The 19,170-nt window shown below is 69.2% G+C and carries 20 protein-coding genes; 15 read left to right on the top strand and 5 right to left on the bottom strand.

The features are described from left to right. Entirely contained in the window at window positions 1–501 is a 501-nt protein-coding gene (locus RT282_RS01280) for a MarR family winged helix-turn-helix transcriptional regulator (RefSeq protein ID WP_313311282.1), read from the bottom strand. A gap of 141 nt (window positions 502–642) precedes the next feature. Here RT282_RS01280 and recA point away from each other — a divergent pair, with 141 nt between their 5' ends. Both recA and recX read left to right on the top strand, forming a co-directional pair. After that, a complete protein-coding gene (gene recA / locus RT282_RS01275; RefSeq protein WP_313311280.1) occupies window positions 643–1,788 on the top strand; it encodes a recombinase RecA in 1,146 nt (381 codons plus the stop codon). A gap of 72 nt (window positions 1,789–1,860) precedes the next feature. Next, window positions 1,861–2,340 (top strand): recombination regulator RecX, encoded by a 480-nt coding sequence (gene recX, locus RT282_RS01270; protein ID WP_313311278.1) that lies wholly within the window; start codon window positions 1,861–1,863, stop codon window positions 2,338–2,340. A gap of 16 nt (window positions 2,341–2,356) precedes the next feature. Here the strand turns inward: recX and lipA are convergent, their stop codons facing one another. Genes lipA through RT282_RS01255 form a run of 3 tightly spaced genes read right to left on the bottom strand, consistent with a single transcriptional unit; the run spans window position 2,357 to window position 4,415 of the window. After that, complete coding sequence (gene lipA, locus RT282_RS01265) at window positions 2,357–3,373, bottom strand: lipoyl synthase (protein ID WP_312307374.1); 1,017 nt, start codon at window positions 3,371–3,373, stop codon at window positions 2,357–2,359. Between the two features lie 30 nt (window positions 3,374–3,403). After that, a complete protein-coding gene (lipB, locus tag RT282_RS01260; protein ID WP_312756483.1) occupies window positions 3,404–4,096 on the bottom strand; it encodes a lipoyl(octanoyl) transferase LipB in 693 nt (230 codons plus the stop codon). Between the two features lie 10 nt (window positions 4,097–4,106). After that, entirely contained in the window at window positions 4,107–4,415 is a 309-nt protein-coding gene (locus RT282_RS01255; RefSeq protein WP_313311275.1) for a DUF493 family protein, read from the bottom strand. 160 nt (window positions 4,416–4,575) lie between these two features. On the opposite strand from RT282_RS01255, the gene RT282_RS01250 reads away from it, so the two are divergent. The 13 genes from RT282_RS01250 (at window position 4,576) to pdeM (ending at window position 18,571) form a co-directional block, all read left to right on the top strand. Next, window positions 4,576–5,040 carry an ATP synthase subunit I gene (locus tag RT282_RS01250; protein WP_313084876.1) on the top strand — a complete coding sequence of 155 codons (465 nt, stop codon included), beginning with the start codon at window positions 4,576–4,578 and terminating at the stop codon, window positions 5,038–5,040. 21 nt (window positions 5,041–5,061) lie between these two features. After that, window positions 5,062–5,925, top strand: a complete 864-nt coding sequence (gene atpB / locus RT282_RS01245) for a F0F1 ATP synthase subunit A (protein ID WP_312756478.1) — start codon at window positions 5,062–5,064, stop codon at window positions 5,923–5,925. Between the two features lie 57 nt (window positions 5,926–5,982). After that, window positions 5,983–6,231, top strand: coding sequence for a F0F1 ATP synthase subunit C (gene atpE, locus RT282_RS01240; protein WP_011803767.1), 249 nt, complete (start codon window positions 5,983–5,985; stop codon window positions 6,229–6,231). A gap of 38 nt (window positions 6,232–6,269) precedes the next feature. Beyond that, entirely contained in the window at window positions 6,270–6,740 is a 471-nt protein-coding gene (locus RT282_RS01235) for a F0F1 ATP synthase subunit B (protein ID WP_312756476.1), read from the top strand. A 15-nt stretch (window positions 6,741–6,755) separates the two neighbouring features. After that, window positions 6,756–7,298 carry a F0F1 ATP synthase subunit delta gene (locus tag RT282_RS01230; protein WP_313311272.1) on the top strand — a complete coding sequence of 181 codons (543 nt, stop codon included), beginning with the start codon at window positions 6,756–6,758 and terminating at the stop codon, window positions 7,296–7,298. 44 nt (window positions 7,299–7,342) lie between these two features. After that, on the top strand, window positions 7,343–8,902 hold the full coding sequence (gene atpA / locus RT282_RS01225) for a F0F1 ATP synthase subunit alpha (RefSeq protein ID WP_313084872.1): 1,560 nt from the start codon (window positions 7,343–7,345) through the stop codon (window positions 8,900–8,902). 18 nt (window positions 8,903–8,920) lie between these two features. Continuing rightward, window positions 8,921–9,793 (top strand): F0F1 ATP synthase subunit gamma, encoded by an 873-nt coding sequence (gene atpG, locus RT282_RS01220; protein ID WP_312758190.1) that lies wholly within the window; start codon window positions 8,921–8,923, stop codon window positions 9,791–9,793. Window positions 9,794–9,824: 31 nt separating this feature from the next. After that, window positions 9,825–11,261 (top strand): F0F1 ATP synthase subunit beta, encoded by a 1,437-nt coding sequence (gene atpD / locus RT282_RS01215; protein ID WP_312758188.1) that lies wholly within the window; start codon window positions 9,825–9,827, stop codon window positions 11,259–11,261. Window positions 11,262–11,342: 81 nt separating this feature from the next. Beyond that, window positions 11,343–11,759, top strand: a complete 417-nt coding sequence (locus RT282_RS01210) for a F0F1 ATP synthase subunit epsilon (protein ID WP_312758186.1) — start codon at window positions 11,343–11,345, stop codon at window positions 11,757–11,759. Window positions 11,760–11,944: 185 nt separating this feature from the next. Next, window positions 11,945–13,006, top strand: coding sequence for a ligase-associated DNA damage response exonuclease (locus tag RT282_RS01205; protein ID WP_313311267.1), 1,062 nt, complete (start codon window positions 11,945–11,947; stop codon window positions 13,004–13,006). After that, entirely contained in the window at window positions 13,003–14,724 is a 1,722-nt protein-coding gene (locus RT282_RS01200) for an ATP-dependent DNA ligase (RefSeq protein ID WP_313311265.1), read from the top strand. The genes RT282_RS01205 and RT282_RS01200 overlap by 4 nt, the downstream gene beginning before the upstream one ends. A gap of 63 nt (window positions 14,725–14,787) precedes the next feature. Continuing rightward, window positions 14,788–17,685, top strand: a complete 2,898-nt coding sequence (locus tag RT282_RS01195) for a ligase-associated DNA damage response DEXH box helicase (protein WP_313311263.1) — start codon at window positions 14,788–14,790, stop codon at window positions 17,683–17,685. Between the two features lie 205 nt (window positions 17,686–17,890). Beyond that, complete coding sequence (pdeM, locus tag RT282_RS01190) at window positions 17,891–18,571, top strand: ligase-associated DNA damage response endonuclease PdeM (RefSeq protein ID WP_313311262.1); 681 nt, start codon at window positions 17,891–17,893, stop codon at window positions 18,569–18,571. A 25-nt stretch (window positions 18,572–18,596) separates the two neighbouring features. Here pdeM and RT282_RS01185 read toward each other — a convergent pair whose 3' ends face one another. After that, window positions 18,597–19,160 carry a TPM domain-containing protein gene (locus RT282_RS01185; RefSeq protein WP_313311260.1) on the bottom strand — a complete coding sequence of 188 codons (564 nt, stop codon included), beginning with the start codon at window positions 19,158–19,160 and terminating at the stop codon, window positions 18,597–18,599. Window positions 19,161–19,170: the final 10 nt, after the last annotated feature.

The following is a 19,170-nucleotide window of genomic DNA, read 5'->3' as shown; positions in this document are numbered from 1 at the left end:
CTAGGCCGGGGCCCCGTCACCGCCGGCATAGGCCTCCAGGCCCAGGGCAACGACGGTGGCCACCTCCTCGCCCACCTCGGCGCGAAACTCCGCCTGCGCCTGCGCCACGGCCTGGCGGAAGGCCTCGCGCCAGGCCAGGCCCAGCGGCGTGTAGCACACGCGGCGCGCGCGCGCGTCGTGCGGGTCCGCCTCGCGGGTGACCAGGCCCCAGGCCTCGCACTGGTCGATCAGCGCCGCCATGGACTGCTTGGCCATGCCGGCGCGCGCCGCCAGGTCGGTGATGCGGTCGCCCGCGGGCGACAGATGGCGCGTCAGGTGCACGTGGGCGGCACTGACCTGCTCGCGCGCCGCCAAGTTGGACAGGGCCAGAGGTGCTTCCACGCTGCGCGCCATCAGCTGCAGCACGCGTGCATCAAAGCGTCGCAGGGCGTGGCCCAGCAGGCGGCCCAGGTGGGTCTGGCGCCAGTCGTCGCCGGCTGGATCAAGGGCGCTTTCGGACATGCGCACATTGTCAGGCAAACTGACCATAAAAACATTGAAACGACCGCAGTCGCTCCCTACACTACTGTTCAAGTATCCAGCTTGGCATTCCAACCAGTGACTGGCATCCATCGCCCCCTTTTCTCTCAAGGAGCCGTTTCCATGAACGCAACCGTCAACACCGCCGCCGCCAGCGAAAAGGCCAAGGCCCTGCAGGCCGCGCTCGCGCAGATCGAAAAGCAGTTCGGCAAGGGCACCATCATGCGCCTGGGCGAAGGCGAGGCCATCGAGGACATCCAGGTCGTCTCCACCGGCTCTCTGGGCCTGGACATCGCCCTGGGCGTGGGCGGCCTGCCGCGCGGCCGGGTGATCGAGATCTACGGCCCCGAGTCCTCGGGCAAGACCACGCTGACCCTGCAAGTCATTGCCCAGATGCAAAAGCTGGCCGGCCAGTGCGCCTTCGTTGACGCCGAGCACGCGCTGGACGTGCAGTACGCGCAAAAGCTCGGCGTGAACCTGCAGGACCTGCTCATCAGCCAGCCTGACACCGGGGAGCAGGCGCTGGAGATCGTGGACAGCCTGGTGCGCTCGGGCGCGGTGGACCTGATCGTCGTTGACTCGGTGGCGGCGCTGACGCCGAAGGCCGAAATCGAGGGCGACATGGGCGACCAGCTGCCCGGCCTGCAGGCGCGCCTGATGAGCCAGGCCCTGCGCAAGCTGACGGCCACCATCAAGAAGACCAACTGCACCGTCATCTTCATCAACCAGATCCGCATGAAGATCGGCGTGATGTTCGGCAGCCCGGAGACCACCACCGGCGGCAACGCGCTGAAGTTCTACGCCTCGGTACGCCTGGACATCCGCCGCATCGGCACCATCAAGAAGGGCGACACGCCGATCGGCAATGAAACCCGCGTCAAGGTGGTGAAGAACAAGGTCAGCCCGCCCTTCAAGACGGCCGAGTTCGACATCCTGTTCGGCGAGGGCATCTCGCGCGAGGGCGAGATCATCGACATGGGCGTGAACGCGCGCATCCTGGACAAGAGCGGCGCCTGGTATGCCTACAACGGCGAGAAGATCGGCCAGGGCCGCGACAACGCCCGCGAGTTCCTGCGCGAGAACCCCGAGCTGGCGCGCGAGATCGAGAACAAGGTGCGCGACAGCCTGGGCATCGCCCTGCTGCCGGCGGCAGTGGCCGGCCAGGACCCGGTCGCGGACGAGCCGGTGCCCGGCGTCGAAGAGGACAAGCCCGCGCCGCGCGGCCGGAAGATCGACAAGGCCGACAAGACCGAAGAGCTTCCGCTGTAATCGGCATTCATAGCCAAAACTGCTGTCAGCCCTTGCCAGTCAAGTGCTGGCAGCTCTTTTTTTGATAGTTCCATGGGATTTCAGAAGCCGTCGCTCAAGGGCCGGGCGCTGCGCCTGCTGGCCCAGCGCGAGCACTCGCGCAGCGAACTGCAGGCCAAGCTGGCGCGCTACGTGCAGGAGGGCGAGGATCTGGCCGCCATCCTGGACGAGCTCCAGGCCAAGGACTTCATCAACGAGGGCCGTGTGGCCGAGTCGGTGATGAACCGCCGCGCTGCCCGCCTGGGCACGCAGCGCGTGCTGCAGGAACTGCGCCGCAAGGGGCTGGACGAGGAACTGGTACGCGCCGCCGGCCGGCAGCTGGCCGGCAGCGAGCTGGAACGCGCGAGCGCCGTGTGGCGCCAGCGGTTCGGCGCCGCGGCCGAAACGCCGGCCGAGCGGGCGCGGCAGATGCGCTTTCTGGCCGCGCGCGGCTTCGCCGCCGACGTGGTGCGCCGCGTGGTGCGCGGCGCCGGAGAGGATGACGAGGGGATGGAAGCCGGCGGCTGGGAGTAAAAGCGCCGCCGGTGCCTTACAGCCCGGCCGCGTGGGCCTGCTGGTCGGCGTGGTAGCTGGAGCGCACCATGGCCCCCACGGCGGCGTGCGAGAAGCCCATGGCGTAGGCCTCGCGCTCGAACATCTTGAAGGTGTCCGGGTGCACGTAGCGGCGCACCGGCAGGTGGCTGTTGCTGGGCGCCAGGTACTGGCCGATGGTCAGCATGTCGATGCCGTGCGCGCGCATATCGCGCATCACTTCCAGGATCTCCTCGTCCGTCTCGCCCAGGCCGACCATCAGGCCGCTCTTGGTCGGCACGCCGGGGTGCAGCTCCTTGAATTTTTTCAGCAGGTTCAGGCTGAACTGGTAGTCCGAGCCGGGGCGGGCCTGCTTGTACAGGCGCGGCGCGGTCTCCAGGTTGTGGTTCATCACGTCCGGCGGCGCGGCCTTGAGGATCTCCAGCGCGCGGTCGTCGCGGCCGCGGAAGTCCGGCGTCAGGATCTCGATGCGGGTGGCCGGCGAGAGCGCGCGCACCTGGCGGATGCATTCCACGAAGTGGCCGGCGCCGCCGTCGCGCAGGTCGTCGCGGTCCACGCTGGTGATGACCACGTAGTTGAGCTTGAGCGCGGCGATGGTGCGCGCCAGGTTCAGCGGCTCGTCCTGGTCCAGCGGGTCCGGGCGGCCGTGGCCCACGTCGCAGAACGGGCAACGGCGCGTGCACTTGTCGCCCATGATCATGAAGGTGGCCGTGCCGCGGCCGAAGCATTCGCCGATGTTGGGGCAGGAGGCTTCTTCGCAGACGGTGTGCAGCTTGTGCTCGCGCAGGATGCTCTTGATCTCGTAGAAGCGCGTGGTCGGGCTGCCGGCCCGGACGCGGATCCATTCAGGTTTTTTCAGCACCTCGCCGGGCTCGACCTTGACGGGAATGCGCGCCAGCTTGGCGCCGGCCTTTTGCTTGGCCGAAGGGTTGTAGGCATCGTGGGGTTGCGCTTCGCGCACGACCTCGGAGGTGCTGGCGGTGCGGGTGATGCTCAAGGTGCTGGTGGTGCTCATGGCGATCTGGCGGGGACGCAGGAAGAAGGGTCAGGGCGTCAGTCGCATCGCCAGCTGCTGTCCCAGCACCGCGGCGGCCTCGTCCCAGGGGGCGTGGATGCCGATTGTAGAAAGGTCGATGGTGCGCAGCCCTGCATAACCACAAGGGTTGATGCGTGCAAAGGGCTCCAGGTCCATATCCACGTTCAGCGCCACGCCGTGGTAGGTGCAGTGGCGCGAGACCTTGATGCCCAAGGCTGCGATCTTGCCCAGGCCGGCGAAATCGGGCTGCGGCGGGCCATCGCCCGGTCCGCGCCGCTGTGGGCGCTGCGCCAGCATGGCGTGGCTGAAAGGGTCGTCCAGCCGCACGTAGATGCCCGGCGCGCCGGCCACGCGGTGCCCCGTCACGCCGAAATGGGCCAGCGTGCGGATCACCGCCTCCTCGATGCGAAAGACGTATTCCTTGACGTAGTAGCCCGTACGCTGCAGATCGATGAGCGGATAGGCCACCACCTGCCCCGGCCCGTGGTGCGTGACCTGCCCGCCCCGGTTGGTGGCGACGACGGGGATGTCGCCCGGCGCCAGCAGGTGGTCGCTGCGGCCCGCCAGGCCCTGGGTGAACACCGCCGGGTGCTCGCAGATCCACAGCTCGTCGGGCGTATCGCCCGAGCGCTCGGCCGTGAAGCGCTGCATGGCCTCGTACGTGGGCGCGTAGGGCACCTGGCCCAGGTGGCGCAGCTGCATGGCGACCGGCCTACAGCACGACCTTGACCATGGGGTGGCCGGTGAGCGCGCGGTACAGATCGTCGAGCTGCTCGCGGCTGGTGGCCGTGATGGTGATGGTTACGCCCTGGTAGTTGCCGGCGCGGCTGTCGCGCAGCTCCACCGTTGCCTCGTCGAACTGCGGGTCATGGCGGTACGCCAGGGCAATGACGGCCTCCACGAATCCTGGCTCCTTGGCGCCCATGACCTTGATGGGAAAGCGCGAGGGGTACTCGATGAGAGAGTCCTTGCGCGGGTCGGGGGTTGTTGCGCCACCGGAGGCGGGAGTGGAGTTGTTCATTGGAAGCGTGCCTGAGGAAAGGAAGGAAAACTGCAGGGCTTGCCACCCGTGCCACGGGCGCGTGCCGATGCCCTGAGCGGTCATTGTGGACCGCAGGGGGTTTGTACTTATAATGGGAGGCTTTGCGAAAGTTTTGTGTCGGCTTGCAGGTAGGCCCATGATGAAGACAGCAGCCTCTCAGGCCGAAACTGAGGACGAAGATTCCGACTTCAAGCCTTTGAGCGCGCAGCAGGCCGCGGAATGGCGCCAGCGCCACCCGACCCTTTCGCCTTGGCGCATCGTCGCGGTGCAGGTGCTGGTGGCGGCGCTGGTGGCCCTGGCGGCCCGCTGGTGGGCCGGCAGCGCTGCAGGCTGGTCCGCCGGCTACGGCGGGCTGGCTGTGGTGCTGCCCGCCGCGCTGTTTGCTCGAGGCATGCAGCGGCGGCGTTCATCGGCGGGTGCTGCGATGGCAGCGCTCATGGGGTGGGAGCTGGTAAAGATTGCTTTGACCGTCGCCATGCTGGCGGCGGCGCCCCGGCTGGTGCCGGGCCTGAGTTGGCTGGCCCTGCTGGCCGGCATGGTGATGACGATGAAAGCGTACTGGATCGCGCTGCTAGCGCGCTCCGGTGTCCGACGAACCGATTGACTTTGAGAGAAGAGTTGCCCGATGGCCGCAGACGCGCACGCCCCTACTGCAAGTGAATACATCGTTCACCACCTGCAGCACCTGCAAAACGTCAAGCAGGGTTTCATCGTCGATTTTTCGGTGATCAACATCGACTCCATCGTGGTCGGCATCCTGCTGGGTGCGCTGATGCTGCTGGTCTTCTGGTCGGCCGCGCGCAAGGCGACCTCGGGCGTGCCCGGACGCTTCCAGGCCGCCGTGGAGATCATGGTGGAGATGGTGGACAACCAGGCCAAGGCCAACATCCACAACGCCGAAAGCCGCAAGTTCATCGCTCCGCTGGCGCTCACCGTGTTCGTCTGGATCTTCCTGATGAACGCCATGGACCTGCTGCCCGTGGACCTGCTGCCCGTGCTGTGGCAGGGCGCCACCAACGACCCCCACGCCTACCTGCGCGTCGTGCCCACGGCCGACCTGTCCACCACGCTGGGCCTGTCGTCCGCCGTGCTGCTGCTGTGCTTCTACTACAGCATCAAGGTCAAGGGCCTGGGCGGCTGGATCCATGAGCTGTTCACGGCCCCCTTCGGCACCAGCAAGAATCCGCTGTTCGCCGCCATCCTGGGCGTGGTGAACTTCGCCATGCAGATCATTGAATACGTTGCCAAGACGGTGTCGCATGGCATGCGACTGTTCGGCAACATGTACGCTGGTGAGTTGGTGTTCTGCCTGATCGCCCTGATGGGCGGTGCGGCGGCCATGTCGCTCTCTGGTGTGTTGCTCCCCGTGGGGCACATCATCGCGGGCTCTATCTGGGCGATCTTTCACATTCTGATCATCACCCTGCAGGCCTTCATTTTCATGATGCTGGCGCTGATCTACCTCGGCCAGGCGCATGACGCTCACTGAGCTTTTTCGTTTCCCTTCTCCCTTCAACCTTTCTTTCTTTTCATCCTAGGAGTCATCATGGAAAACATTCTCGGCCTCGTCGCTCTGGCTTGCGGTCTGATCGTTGGTCTGGGCGCTATCGGCGCTTCGATCGGTATCGCCCTGATGGGTGGCAAGTTCCTGGAATCGTCTGCCCGTCAGCCCGAGCTGATCAACGAGCTGCAAACCAAGATGTTCATTCTGGCCGGTCTGATCGACGCGGCCTTCCTGATCGGCGTGGCCATCGCCCTGCTGTTCGCCTTCGCCAACCCCTTCGTCCTGGCCTGATCACTCCAATCAACGCCGAAGAATAGAAAGGTGTTGCCGTGAGTATCAACGCGACCCTGTTCGTTCAGGCCATCGTCTTTTTGATCCTGGTGTGGTTCACGATGAAGTTCGTGTGGCCCCCGATCGCCAAGGCGCTGGATGACCGAGCCATGAAAATCGCCGATGGTCTCGCTGCTGCCGACCGTGCCAAGACCGAGCTTGCCGCCGCCGACCAGCGCGTCAAGCAGGAATTGGCCGCCGCCAGCAACGAAACCGCGACCCGCCTGGCCGACGCCGAGCGGCGCGCCCAGGCCATCATCGAAGAGGCCAAGGCGCGCGCCACCGACGAAGGCAACAAGATTGTCGCCGCCGCCCGCGCCGAGGCCGAGCAGCAGGCCATTCAGGCCCGCGAGGCCCTGCGCGAGCAGGTGGCGGCCCTGGCCGTCAAGGGTGCCGAGCAGATCCTGCGCAAGGAAGTCAACGCCAGCGTGCATGCCGATCTCTTGAACCGCCTCAAGACCGAGCTGTAAGGTAGGAGCAAATCAATGGCTGAACTCGCCACCATTGCCCGCCCTTACGCCGAGGCGCTGTACCAGGCCTGCACCGCCCAGAGCGGTGCGGATCTGCACGGCGCTGCCGCATGGGTGGACGAGCTGGCGGCGATTGCCGCCAACCCCGACCTGCGCCAGCTGGCCGACAACCCCAAGGTGACGGCTGCGCAGGTCTTCGATGTCATTGCCGGCGTGGCGCGTTCGCCTCTGTCCGAGCAGGCGAAGAACTTCCTGCATACCGTCATCGACAACGGCCGCGTGCAGGCGCTGCCCGAGATCGCAACGCAGTTTCGCGCCTTGGTCAACCAGCAAAACGGCTCCTCGGATGCCGTGGTCCACAGCGCTTTCCCGCTCGACTCCGCTGCCCTGGCGCAGCTGGGCACGACGCTGGAGCAGCGCTTCGGCCGCAAGCTCAACCTGTCGGTGCAGCAGGACGAATCGCTGATCGGCGGCGTGCGAGTGGTGGTGGGCGACGAGGTGCTGGACACCTCCGTGCGTGCGCGCCTGGAACAAATGAAAGCGGCCCTCACGGCCTGAACGGCCGGAGGTTTCGGCTATTTAAGAAAGAGAAGGAAAGAGTCATGCAACTCAATCCCGCAGAAATTTCTGAACTGATCAAGAGCCGCATCGAAGGGCTGGCAGCCAGCAGCGACATCCGCAACCAGGGCACCGTGGTGTCGGTGACGGACGGTATCGTGCGCGTGCATGGCCTGTCGGACGTGATGCAGGGCGAAATGCTCGAGTTCCCCGCCGGCAGCGACGGCCAGCCCTCGTTCGGCCTGGCGCTGAACCTGGAGCGCGACTCCGTCGGCGCCGTGATTCTGGGCGAGTACGAGCACATCTCCGAGGGCGACACCGTCAAGTGCACGGGCCGCATTCTGGAAGTGCCCGTCGGCCCCGAGCTGATCGGCCGCGTGGTCAACGCCCTGGGCCAGCCCATCGACGGCAAGGGCCCGGTCAACGCCAAGATGACGGACGTGATCGAGAAGGTCGCCCCCGGCGTGATCGCGCGCCAGTCCGTGGACCAGCCGCTGCAGACCGGCATCAAGTCCATCGACTCGATGGTGCCGATCGGCCGTGGCCAGCGCGAGCTGATCATCGGCGACCGCCAGACCGGCAAGTCCGCCGTGGCCGTCGACACCATCATCGCCCAGAAGGGCCAGGGCGTGACCTGCATCTACGTCGCCATCGGCCAGAAGGCGTCGTCGATCAAGAACGTGGTGCGCGCCCTCGAAGCTGCCGGCGCCATGGAGTACACCATCGTCGTGGCTGCCTCGGCTTCCGAGTCCGCAGCCATGCAATACGTGTCGGCCTACTCCGGCTGCACCATGGGCGAGTACTTCCGTGACCGCGGCCAGGACGCGCTGATCGTCTATGACGATCTGTCCAAGCAGGCCGTGGCCTACCGCCAGGTGTCGCTGCTGCTGCGTCGCCCGCCGGGCCGCGAAGCCTTCCCCGGCGACGTGTTCTATCTCCACAGCCGCCTGCTGGAGCGCGCCGCCCGCGTGAACGCCGACTACGTCGAAGCCTTCACCAAGGGTGAGGTCAAGGGCAAGACGGGTTCGCTGACGGCCTTGCCCGTGATCGAAACCCAGGCCGGCGACGTGTCCGCCTTCGTTCCGACCAACGTGATCTCGATCACCGACGGCCAGATCTTCCTGGAAACCGCGCTGTTCAACGCCGGCATCCGCCCCGCCATCAACGCCGGTATCTCGGTGTCGCGCGTGGGTGGTGCCGCCCAGACCAAGCTGATCAAGGGCCTGTCCGGCGGTATCCGTACCGACTTGGCGCAGTACCGTGAGCTGGCCGCCTTCGCGCAGTTCGCCTCCGACCTGGACGAAGCCACCCGCAAGCAGCTGGACCGCGGCGCCCGCGTGACCGAGCTGCTCAAGCAGCCCCAATACAGCCCCCTGCCCATCAGCCTGATGGGTGCGACGCTGTTCGCAGTGAACAAGGGCTTCCTGGACGACATCGACGTGAAGCGTGTGCTGGCCTTCGAATCCGGCCTGCACCAGTTCCTCAAGACCAGCCATGCCGCTCTGCTGGAGCGCCTGGAACAAAACCGCGCCTTCGACAAGGAAGGCAAGGATGAGGCCGAACTGACGCAAGCCATCACGGCCTTCAAGAAGTCGTTCGTCTAACCCGGACGAGGAGTTCCAATGGCAGCAGGCAAGGAAATACGCGGCAAGATCAAATCGGTGGAGAACACCAAGAAGATCACCAAGGCCATGGAAATGGTGGCCGCGTCCAAGATGCGCAAGGCGCAGGACCGCATGCGCGCCGCCCGACCCTATGCCGAGAAGGTGCGTCAGATTGCCGCCCACCTCGGCCAGGCCAACCCGGAGTACGTGCACCCGTTCATGCGGGTGAACGACGCCAAGGTGGCCGGCGTCATCGTGGTGACGACCGACAAGGGCCTGTGCGGCGGCATGAACACCAACGTGCTGCGTGCCGTGACCACCCGCCTGCGCGAACTGCAGGCCGCCGGCGTGCAGACGCAGGCGGTGGCCATCGGCAACAAGGGCTTGGGCTTTCTCAACCGCATCGGCGCACAGGTCGTGGCACACGCCACGGGCCTGGGCGACACGCCGCACCTGGACAAGCTCATCGGGCCGGTCAAGGTGCTGCTGGACGCCTATGCCGAGGGCAAGATCAACGCGGTGTACCTGTCCTATACCAAGTTCATCAACACGATGAAGCAGGAATCGGTGGTCGAGCGGCTGCTGCCGCTGTCCTCCGAGGACATCCAGGCCGGCAAGGGCAACCACCAGGCGAGCTGGGATTACATCTACGAGCCTGATGCCCAGAGCGTGATCGACGAGTTGCTGGTGCGTTACGTCGAGTCGCTGATCTACCAGGCCGTTGCCGAGAACATGGCCAGCGAGCAGTCCGCGCGCATGGTGGCCATGAAGGCTGCCACCGACAACGCCGGCAACGTGATCAACGAACTCAAGCTGGTCTACAACAAGACTCGCCAGGCAGCGATCACGAAGGAACTCTCCGAGATCGTCGCCGGTGCGGCGGCCGTCTGATTCCGGTTTCACACAATTTTTGGAGCAAAAAATGGCTCAAGAGAACACCCAGATGAGCGCTGCAGGCGCCCAGGGCAAGATTGTTCAATGTATCGGCGCCGTGGTGGACGTGGAGTTCCCCCGCGACCAGATGCCCAAGGTGTACGACGCCCTCAAGCTGGAAGGCTCGGCCCTGACGCTGGAAGTGCAGCAGCAGCTGGGTGATGGCGTGGTGCGTACCATCGCCCTGGGGTCGTCCGACGGCCTCAAGCGCGGCATCATGGTGACCAACACCGGCAACCCCATCACCGTGCCCGTGGGCAAGGCGACGCTGGGCCGCATCATGGACGTGCTGGGCAACCCCATCGACGAGCGCGGCCCCGTGGACCAGGCCCTCACGGCCTCCATCCACCGCAAGGCTCCCGCCTACGACGAGCTGTCTCCCTCGCAGGAGCTGCTGGAAACCGGCATCAAGGTGATCGACCTGGTCTGCCCGTTCGCCAAGGGCGGCAAGGTGGGTCTGTTCGGCGGCGCCGGCGTGGGCAAGACCGTGAACATGATGGAGCTCATCAACAACATCGCCAAGGCGCACAGCGGTCTGTCCGTGTTCGCCGGTGTGGGTGAGCGTACCCGTGAGGGCAACGACTTCTATCACGAGATGGCCGACTCCGGCGTCGTGAACCTGGAGAACCTGGGCGAGTCCAAGGTGTCCATGGTTTACGGCCAGATGAACGAGCCCCCGGGCAACCGTCTGCGCGTGGCCCTGACGGGCCTGACGATTGCCGAGTCGTTCCGCGACGAAGGCCGCGACGTGCTGTTCTTCGTGGACAACATCTACCGCTACACCCTGGCCGGTACCGAAGTGTCCGCGCTGCTGGGCCGCATGCCCTCCGCCGTGGGCTACCAGCCGACGCTGGCCGAGGAAATGGGCCGCCTGCAGGAGCGCATCACGTCGACCAAGGTCGGCTCGATCACCTCGATCCAGGCCGTGTACGTGCCTGCCGACGACTTGACCGACCCCTCGCCCGCCACGACCTTCGCCCACTTGGACTCCACCGTGGTGCTGTCGCGTGACATCGCCGCCCTGGGCATCTACCCCGCCGTGGACCCGCTGGACTCCACCAGCCGCCAGCTCGACCCGCAGGTCGTGGGCGAGGAGCACTACAAGGTGGCCCGTGACGTGCAGGGCACGCTGCAGCGCTACAAGGAACTGCGCGACATCATCGCCATCCTGGGCATGGACGAGCTGGCCCCCGAGGACAAGCTGACCGTGGCCCGCGCCCGCAAGATCCAGCGTTTCCTGTCGCAGCCCTTCCACGTGGCCGAGGTGTTCACCGGCTCGCCCGGCAAGTACGTCACCCTGGCCGAGACCATTCGCGGCTTCAAGATGATCGTGGCTGGCGAGTGCGACCACCTGCCCGAGCAGGCCTTCTACATGGTCGGCACCATCGACGAAGCCTTCGAGAAGGCCAAGAAGCTGGCGTCCTGATGAAAGCCGCGCCGGACGGCCTCCCCGCCCGGCGCCCGTTTTCTCCGCCCAGCTTTCAACCCTTTTTGAGGATAAGCCAAGATGAACACCATCCACGTTGACGTGGTCAGTGCCGAGGAGTCCATCTTCTCCGGCGAGGCGCGCTTCGTCGCCCTGCCGGGCGAGGCGGGCGAGCTCGGCATCTATCCGCGCCACACGCCGCTGATCACCCGCATCAAGCCGGGCTCGGTGCGCATCGAGCTGCCGGACGGCAACGAAGAGTTCGTCTTCGTGGCCGGCGGCATCCTGGAAGTGCAGCCCGACTGCGTCACGGTGCTGTCCGACACCGCCATCCGCGGCAAGGACCTGGACGACCAGAAGGCCGAGGAAGCCAAGCGCGCCGCCGAGCACGCCCTGCAGAACGCCAAGAGCGAGCTGGACCTGGCCCGCGCCCAATCCGAGCTGGCCATCATGGCCGCCCAGCTGGCCGCACTGCGCAAGTTCCGCGAGAAGCGCTGAGCCCGCTTTCAGCCAGGGCGCTGAACAGCGCCCAGGCGCCCGCACCAAGAAAACAACCGCCTTCGGGCGGTTTTTTCATGCCCGCGCGGCAGGCGGCACCCCACCGCGTAGGCTGAAAACCGACAGCCCGACGCGCCCTCGCCGGCCCGGCGTGGCACGGGCCCCGGTCTAGCATGGGCCCGGCCATGGCCGCCTCTTCCGATCTCATCGTTGCCCGGCCTGAGGGCCTGTACTGCCCGCCGGGCGACTTCTTCATCGACCCCTGGCGGCCGGTGGAACGCGCCATCATCACCCACGCCCATTCCGACCACGCGCGCATCGGCCACGGCCACTACCTGGCCCACACCGACAGCGCCGGGGCCCTGCGCGTACGTCTGGGCGCCGACATCGCCCTGCAGACGCTGGCTTACGGCCAGGCCATCGAGCACCGCGGCGTGCGCCTGTCGCTGCACCCGGCCGGGCACGTGCTGGGCTCGGCCCAGGTGCGCATCGAGCATGGCGGGCGGGTCTGGGTGGCCTCGGGCGACTACAAGACCGAACCGGACGGCACCTGCGCGCCCTTCGAGCCGGTGCGCTGCGACACCTTCATCACCGAATCCACCTTCGGCCTGCCCATCTACCGCTGGCCGGCGCAGGCCCAGCTGCTGGCCGACATCAACGCCTGGTGGCGCGCCAACGCCGCGCAGGGCCGGCCCTCGGTGCTGCTGTGCTATGCCTTCGGCAAGGCCCAGCGCATCCTGCACGGGGTGGACGCCAGCATCGGCCCCATCATCGTGCACGGCGCGGTGGAGCCGCTCAACGCCGTATACCGTGCGGCCGGCGTGTCCCTCGCACCCACCCTGCGCGTGACCGACCCCGGCGTGGACGCGCAGCTGCTGCGCGGCGCGCTGGTGCTGGCGCCGCCCTCGGCCCAGGGCACGGCATGGATGCGCCGCTTCCCCCGCCCCTCCGACGCCTTTGCCAGCGGCTGGATGCAGCTGCGCGGCGCGCGCCGGCGCCGCGGGGTGGACCGGGGCTTCGTCATGTCCGACCACGCCGACTGGCCCGGGCTGCAGCAGGCCATCGCCGGCACCGGCGCCGACCGCGTCTTCGTCACCCACGGCAGCGTGGCCACGCTGGTGCGCTGGCTGCGCGAGGAGCGCGGTCTGGACGCCCAGGCCTTCCAGACCGAGTACGGCCACGACGACGATGACGAGGCGCCCGGCCCAGCGCCCGCCGCCGCAGATGCGGCCCCGGAGACGCCATGAAGCGCTTCGCCGCCCTGTACCAGCAGCTCGACGCCAGCACCTCGACGCTGGCCAAGCAGGCCGCGCTGCGCGAGTACCTGCAAAGCGCGCCGCCGCCGGACGCCGCCTGGGCCGTGTACTTCCTGGCCGGCGGCAAGCCGCGCCAGCTGGTGCCCGTGCGCCTGCTGCGCGAGCTGGCGCGCGAGGCCGCCGGTCTGCCCGAGTGGCTGTTCGACGAATGCCACCAGGCCGTGGGCGACCTGGCCGAGACCATCGCCCTGCTGCTGCCCGCCCCCACCCAGGCCCACGCGCTGACGCTGGCCGAGTGGATGGACACGCAGCTGCTGCCCCTGCGCGGTCTGCCGCCGCACGAGGCGGCGCAGCGCCTGCGCGCCCAGTGGGCGCTGCTGGCGCCCGAGGAGCGGCTGGTGTACTTCAAGCTCATCACCGGCGCCTTCCGCGTGGGCGTGTCCAAGCTGCAGATCACGCAGGCGCTGGCCGCCGTCAGCGGCGTGGACGCCAAGCGCATCGCCCAGCGGCTGATGGGCTACACCCACATCGGCGCCCGGCCCGCGGCGCAGGACTACCAGCGCTTGGTGCGGCCGGACGACGAGGCCGGGCAGCCGAGCAGCGCCGCGCTGCAGGAGGCCAGCGGCCACCCCTACCCCTTCTTCCTGGCGCACCCGCTGCAGCTGCCGCCGGCGCAGATGCACGAGGTGCTGGGCAGCCCGGATGACTGGCTGGTGGAGTGGAAGTGGGACGGCATCCGCGCCCAGCTGGTGCGCCGCGCCGGCGCCACCTGGCTGTGGTCGCGCGGCGAGGAGCTGGTGAGTGAGCGCTTCCCCGAGCTGCAGCAGCTGGGCGACGCCTTGCCCGACGGCACGGTGATCGACGGCGAGATCGTCGCCTGGCAGCACCCGCAGACGGCGCAGGGCAGCGACAGCCACGGCGGCGCCATCCCCGGCGCTGGCCGGGTACGCCCGTTTGCCGAGCTGCAAAAGCGCATCGGCCGCCGCACCCTGGGCGCCAAACTGCTGCGCGAGCTGCCCGTGGTGCTGATCGCCTACGACCTGCTGGAAGAGGCCGGCCAGGACCTGCGCGCCCTGCCCCAGCACGAGCGCCGCGCTCGGCTGCAGGCGCTGGTGGACGCTGCGGCCCACCCCGCCCTGCTGGCCAGCCCGCTGCTGCAGGGCGCCGGCTGGCAGGACCTGGCCGAGCGGCGCGAGCAGGCCCGCGCCCTGGGGGTGGAGGGCATGATGCTCAAGGGCCGCCACGCGCACTACGGCGTGGGCCGTACCAAGGACGTGGGCGTGTGGTGGAAGTGGAAGATCGACCCCTTGAGCGTGGACGCCGTGCTGATCTACGCCCAGCGCGGCCACGGCCGGCGCGCCAGCCTCTACACCGACTACACCTTCGCCGTCTGGGACCGCCCCGAGGGCGAGGAAGGCCGCGCCCTGGTGCCCTTCGCCAAGGCCTACTCCGGCCTGACGGACGCCGAGATCGCCCAGGTGGACGCGCTGATCCGCAGGAACACGGTGGAGAGCTTCGGCCCGGTGCGCAGCGTGCGGCCGGTGCTGGTGTTCGAGCTGGGCTTCGAGGGCATTGCCCGCAGCGGCCGGCACAAGAGCGGCATCGCCGTGCGCTTTCCGCGCATGCTGCGCTGGCGCCAGGACAAGCCGGTCGAAGAGGCCGACACGCTGCAGACGCTGGCGGCACTGCTGCCCCAGGAAGCGCCATGACCGCGCGCAGCGCCGGCGTCCTGGCTCCTCTCCCGCCAGCGGCAGCGGCAGCGGGAGGCTCCCGTGCCTGAAGCCCGCCGCCCCCAGGCCTCGCGCCCGGACGTGGCCGGCTGGTTCGCCGCGCACGGCTGGCGGCCCTTCGCCTTCCAGCGCCAGGTGTGGCGCGCCATGGCGGACGGCCGCTCGGGCCTGCTGCACGCCACCACGGGCGCCGGCAAGACCTATGCCGTCTGGCTGGGTGCGCTCCGGGCGCTGGCCGCTCAATACAAGCCAAAAAGGCCCGCAGCGCCCGCCAGTCAAGCGCCAGCAGCTATTGAAAAAGAAGCAAAACAACCCGCCGCCGAGCCGCTGACCGTGCTGTGGATCACCCCCATGCGGGCCCTGGCCGCCGACACGCTGAAGGCCCTGGCCGAGCCGCTGGGCGAGCTGGCGCGCGAGCACCCGCCGCTGGCGCGCTGGACGCTGGCCGCCCGCACCGGCGACACCGCCAGCGGGGAGCGCAGCGCCCAGGCACGCCGCCTGCCCACGGTGCTGGTGACCACGCCCGAGAGCCTGTCGCTGCTGCTGGCGCGTGCCGACGCGCACGAGCAGCTGTCGCGCGTGCGCCTGGTGGTGGCCGACGAATGGCACGAGCTGCTGGGCACCAAGCGCGGCGTGCAATTGCAGCTGGCACTGGCGCGGCTGGCAACGTGGAATCCATCGCTGATGGCCTGGGGCATGTCCGCCACGCTGGGCAACCTGCCCGAGGCCATGGACACGCTGCTCGCGCCGCTGGCCCTCGCGCAGGGCGGCGTCCTGGTGCAGGGCCGGGTGGACAAGACGCTGGTGGTGGACACACTGCTGCCGGAGGCGCCCGAGCGCTTTTCCTGGGCCGGCCACCTGGGCCTGCGCATGCTGCCGGCCGTGGTGGCGGAACTGGCGGCCAGCAGCACCACGCTGGTCTTCGTCAACGTGCGCTCGCAGGCCGAGCAGTGGTACCAGGCGCTGCTGGACGCGCGGCCCGACTGGGCCGGACAGATCGCCATCCACCACGGCTCGCTGGACCGCGCCGTGCGCGAGTGGGTCGAGGCGGGCCTCAAGAACGGCAGCCTGCGCGCCGTGGTCGCCACCTCCAGCCTGGACCTGGGGGTGGACTTCGCGCCCGTGGAGCGCGTGCTGCAGATCGGCTCGGCCAAGGGCGTGGCGCGCCTGCTGCAGCGCGCCGGGCGCTCGGGCCATTCGCCCGGGCGGCCCTCGCGCATCACGCTGGTGCCCACGCACAGCCTGGAGATCGTCGAAGCCGCCGCCGCCCGCGCCGCCGTGCGCGCGGCCCAGGTGGAGTCGCGCTCCTCGCCCGTGCAGCCCGTGGACGTGCTGGTGCAGCACCTGGTCACCGTGGCCCTGGGCGGCGGCTTCACGCCCGAGGCGCTGTACGCCGAGGTGCGCCGCACCTGGGCCTACCGCCAGCTGCCGCGCGCGGTGTGGGACTGGTGCCTGGCCTTCGCCAGCGGCGGCGGGCGGGCGCTGGCCGCCTACCCCGACTACCGCCGCGTGGTGCCGGACGACGACGGCATCTGGCGCGTGCCCGAGGCGCGCCTGGCGCGGCGCCACCGCGCCAACATCGGCACCATCGTCAGCGACGCCAGCATGTCCGTGCAAATCCTGCACGGCGCGCGGCTGGGCTCGATGGAGGAAAGTTTCTTGTCGCGCCTGTCGCCGGGCGACTGCTTCGTCTTCGCCGGCCAGGTGCTGGAGCTGGTGCGCATCGAGCAGATGACGGCCTACGTGCGCCGCGCGCCGCGCACGCGCGCCACCGTGCCGCGCTGGGCCGGCTCGCGCATGCCGCTGTCCACCGTGCTGGCGGACTTCGTGGTGCAGCAGCTGGCGCAGGCCGCCGATGGCCGCTACACCAGTCCCGAGCTGCGCGCCGTGCGCGGCCTGCTGCAGCTGCAGCAGCGCTGGTCGCAGCTGCCCACGCCCGCCACGCTGCTGGCCGAGACGCTGCGCACGCGCGAGGGCTGGCACCTGTTTTTGTACCCCTTCGCCGGCCGGCACGCGCACATGGGCCTGGCCAGCCTGCTGGCCTGGCGCGCGGCGCAGCACGAGGCGGGCACGTTCTCCATCGCCGTGAACGACTACGGCCTGGAGCTGCTCAGCGCCACGCCGCGCGACTGGGCGGCGCTGCTGCCCGACCTGCTGCGCGCCGAACCCGACCCGGCCGCCGAAGCGGCTGCCGCGCCACCGCAGGACGCGGGCGAGATCGCCGTGCGCAACACCGCCAACGCGCAGAACGCGCCGGAGGAGGGCACTGCCGACCCGGCGCGGCGCGCCCTGCTGCACGAGGTGCTGGCCAGTCTGAACGCCACCGAGATGGCACGCCGGCGCTTTCGCGAGATCGCCCGCGTGGCCGGGCTGATCTTCCAGAGCCACCCGGGCGAGCAGCGCAGCGCGCGCCAGCTGCAGGCCTCGGCGCAGCTGTTCTTCGAGGTCTTTCGCAAGTACGACAGCGGCAACCTGCTGCTGCGCCAGGCCAGTGACGAGGTGCTGAGCCAGGAGCTGGACGTGGCCGAGCTGCTGGCCGCCCTGCGCCGCATGCAGGCGCAGCGGCTCACCGTCTGCGCCCTGGCGCGGCCCGGGCCGCTGGCCTTTCCGCTGATGGTCGAACGCTTTCGCGAAAAGCTCAGCAACGAGGCCCTGGCCGACCGCATCGCCCGCATGCTGGGCGACCTGGAGGCCGCCGCCGACACGCGCGGCCCGGCGCCGCCGGTGCGCGTGCAGGACGTGGTGCCGCCCGACCCGCCCCAGCGCCGCTCCCGGCGCGCAGCCCCTGCCACCGCTGCGCCGGCTGACGAGGCCGGGGCCGCGCCCTCGATCGCCGCCGCGCTGGACTTCAGCCTGTCCGCGGCGGGCGAGTCCGACACCGCCCGGCCCGCGCGCACCCCGCGCCGCCGGCGCCCCTCGCGGCCCCTGCCAAGGCTTTGAACGCGTTGACCCGAAAAACACGCCGAATGCTGCCCCCGCCCGCTCTGGAAACAGCGGCGCCCGCCATCATCTGCAGCTGTTGGCAGCGCCTGTTTCCATGCCTCCCCGCGCCCGAAAAAGTCAATCAAATCGCCCTCCAGCGCTTGCCAGTCAAGCGCGGACAGCTATCAACGCCATAGCAATACCGGCAGAAGAACCCTCTTTCGTGCAAGACCCCCGCCTCTACATCCGGGCTGCCCCCGGCGCAGACCTCGTGCCGCTGCCCGAGCACGCCCTGTGGTGGCCGCTGGCGCGCACGCTGTTCGTGGCCGACGTGCACCTGGGCAAGGCGGCCACCTTCCGCGCGCGCGGCCTGCCGGTGCCGGCAGGCACCACGGCGGCCAACCTGGCGCGGCTGTCGGCGCTGCTCACGGGCCTGGGCGCCGAGCGGCTGATCGTGCTGGGCGACTTTCTGCACGCCGCCGAGGCGCAGACGCCAGCGCTGCTGGCGCAGCTGGCCCAGTGGCGCGGCCACCATGCCGCCGTGGGCATGACGCTGGTGCGCGGCAACCACGACCGGCACGCCGGCGAGCCGCCGCCGCACCTGCGCATCGCGGTGGTCGACGAGCCCCATGTGCCCTACCCCGGCATCGCGCTGGCCTGCTGCCACCATCCGCAGCAGCTGGCCGGCCACACGGTGCTGGCCGGGCACGTGCACCCGGCCGTGCTGCTGCAGGGGCGCGGGCGCGACGCGCTGCGCCTGCCCGCCTTCTGCCACGACCCGGGCCTGGTGCTGCTGCCCGCCTTCGGCGATTTCACGGGCGCGCACACGCTGGGCGGCGGCGTGTCGCGCCAGCTCTATGCCGTAGGCGGAGACAAGGTGTGGAAGCTGCCGGCCTACACCTGAGGCGCCGGCTGTGGCGCTGCGGCCTTCAGCGCTGCCAGCCGCGTGCCAGCACGGGCGTATCCGGCAGCTCGTTGCCCGGGGCGCCGCCATCCGCGGACGCAGGAAAGTGCTCCACCAGCAGGGCGGACACTTCGGCGAGGGCCTGCGTCAGCCCGTCCTCGTAGCGGCCGGCGCGGAAGGCCTCGGCCATGTGCTCGGCCATGGCGCGCCAGGCCTCGCGCGGCACGGCCCGCGCCAGGGCGCGGTCGGCCACGATTTCGATGGCGCGCTCGGCCAGCAGCAGGTAGATCAGCACGCCGTTGTTGTGCTCGGTGTCCCACACGCGCAGCTTGCCGAACTGGGTCACGGCGCGCTCGCGCACGCTGGCCGCGCGCCACAGGTAGGACAGCGGCAGGCCGCCCTCGATGCAGATGCGGACCTGCCCCGTGTGGCGCCGCTCGCTGGCGGCCACGCGCGCGCCCAGGCGTTCCAGCATGTCGGCCGGCAGGGCGCGCTGCAGGCCGCCGTCGGCCCAGCGGTGGCGCAGCAGGCGGGCCAGCCGCCGCCACAGGCCCGGTGGCGCGGGTGGTGTGTTGCTGTTGTCTGTCATCGCCGCCCCT

Source organism: Pulveribacter sp., from assembly GCF_032079985.1.
Lineage (GTDB): Bacteria > Pseudomonadota > Gammaproteobacteria > Burkholderiales > Burkholderiaceae_C > Melaminivora.
Note: the sequence above shows the minus strand (reverse complement) of the source record. Positions and strands in the feature narration are given on the sequence as shown.

What these genes read in the sequence shown, in the direction of transcription:
- RT282_RS01205 (WP_313311267.1), top strand. Translation starts at nt 11,945, where the DNA reads ATGGCCGCCTCTTCCGATCTCATCGTTGCCCGGCCTGAGGGCCTGTAC.
- atpE (WP_011803767.1), top strand. Translation starts at nt 5,983, where the DNA reads ATGGAAAACATTCTCGGCCTCGTCGCTCTGGCTTGCGGTCTGATCGTT.
- RT282_RS01250 (WP_313084876.1), top strand. Translation starts at nt 4,576, where the DNA reads ATGAAGACAGCAGCCTCTCAGGCCGAAACTGAGGACGAAGATTCCGAC.
- atpA (WP_313084872.1), top strand. Translation starts at nt 7,343, where the DNA reads ATGCAACTCAATCCCGCAGAAATTTCTGAACTGATCAAGAGCCGCATC.
- RT282_RS01255 (WP_313311275.1), bottom strand. Translation starts at nt 4,415, where the DNA reads ATGAACAACTCCACTCCCGCCTCCGGTGGCGCAACAACCCCCGACCCG.
- RT282_RS01200 (WP_313311265.1), top strand. Translation starts at nt 13,003, where the DNA reads ATGAAGCGCTTCGCCGCCCTGTACCAGCAGCTCGACGCCAGCACCTCG.
- atpB (WP_312756478.1), top strand. Translation starts at nt 5,062, where the DNA reads ATGGCCGCAGACGCGCACGCCCCTACTGCAAGTGAATACATCGTTCAC.
- RT282_RS01230 (WP_313311272.1), top strand. Translation starts at nt 6,756, where the DNA reads ATGGCTGAACTCGCCACCATTGCCCGCCCTTACGCCGAGGCGCTGTAC.
- recA (WP_313311280.1), top strand. Translation starts at nt 643, where the DNA reads ATGAACGCAACCGTCAACACCGCCGCCGCCAGCGAAAAGGCCAAGGCC.
- lipA (WP_312307374.1), bottom strand. Translation starts at nt 3,373, where the DNA reads ATGAGCACCACCAGCACCTTGAGCATCACCCGCACCGCCAGCACCTCC.
- atpG (WP_312758190.1), top strand. Translation starts at nt 8,921, where the DNA reads ATGGCAGCAGGCAAGGAAATACGCGGCAAGATCAAATCGGTGGAGAAC.
- atpD (WP_312758188.1), top strand. Translation starts at nt 9,825, where the DNA reads ATGGCTCAAGAGAACACCCAGATGAGCGCTGCAGGCGCCCAGGGCAAG.
- recX (WP_313311278.1), top strand. Translation starts at nt 1,861, where the DNA reads ATGGGATTTCAGAAGCCGTCGCTCAAGGGCCGGGCGCTGCGCCTGCTG.
- lipB (WP_312756483.1), bottom strand. Translation starts at nt 4,096, where the DNA reads ATGCAGCTGCGCCACCTGGGCCAGGTGCCCTACGCGCCCACGTACGAG.
- RT282_RS01280 (WP_313311282.1), bottom strand. Translation starts at nt 501, where the DNA reads ATGTCCGAAAGCGCCCTTGATCCAGCCGGCGACGACTGGCGCCAGACC.
- RT282_RS01210 (WP_312758186.1), top strand. Translation starts at nt 11,343, where the DNA reads ATGAACACCATCCACGTTGACGTGGTCAGTGCCGAGGAGTCCATCTTC.
- RT282_RS01185 (WP_313311260.1), bottom strand. Translation starts at nt 19,160, where the DNA reads ATGACAGACAACAGCAACACACCACCCGCGCCACCGGGCCTGTGGCGG.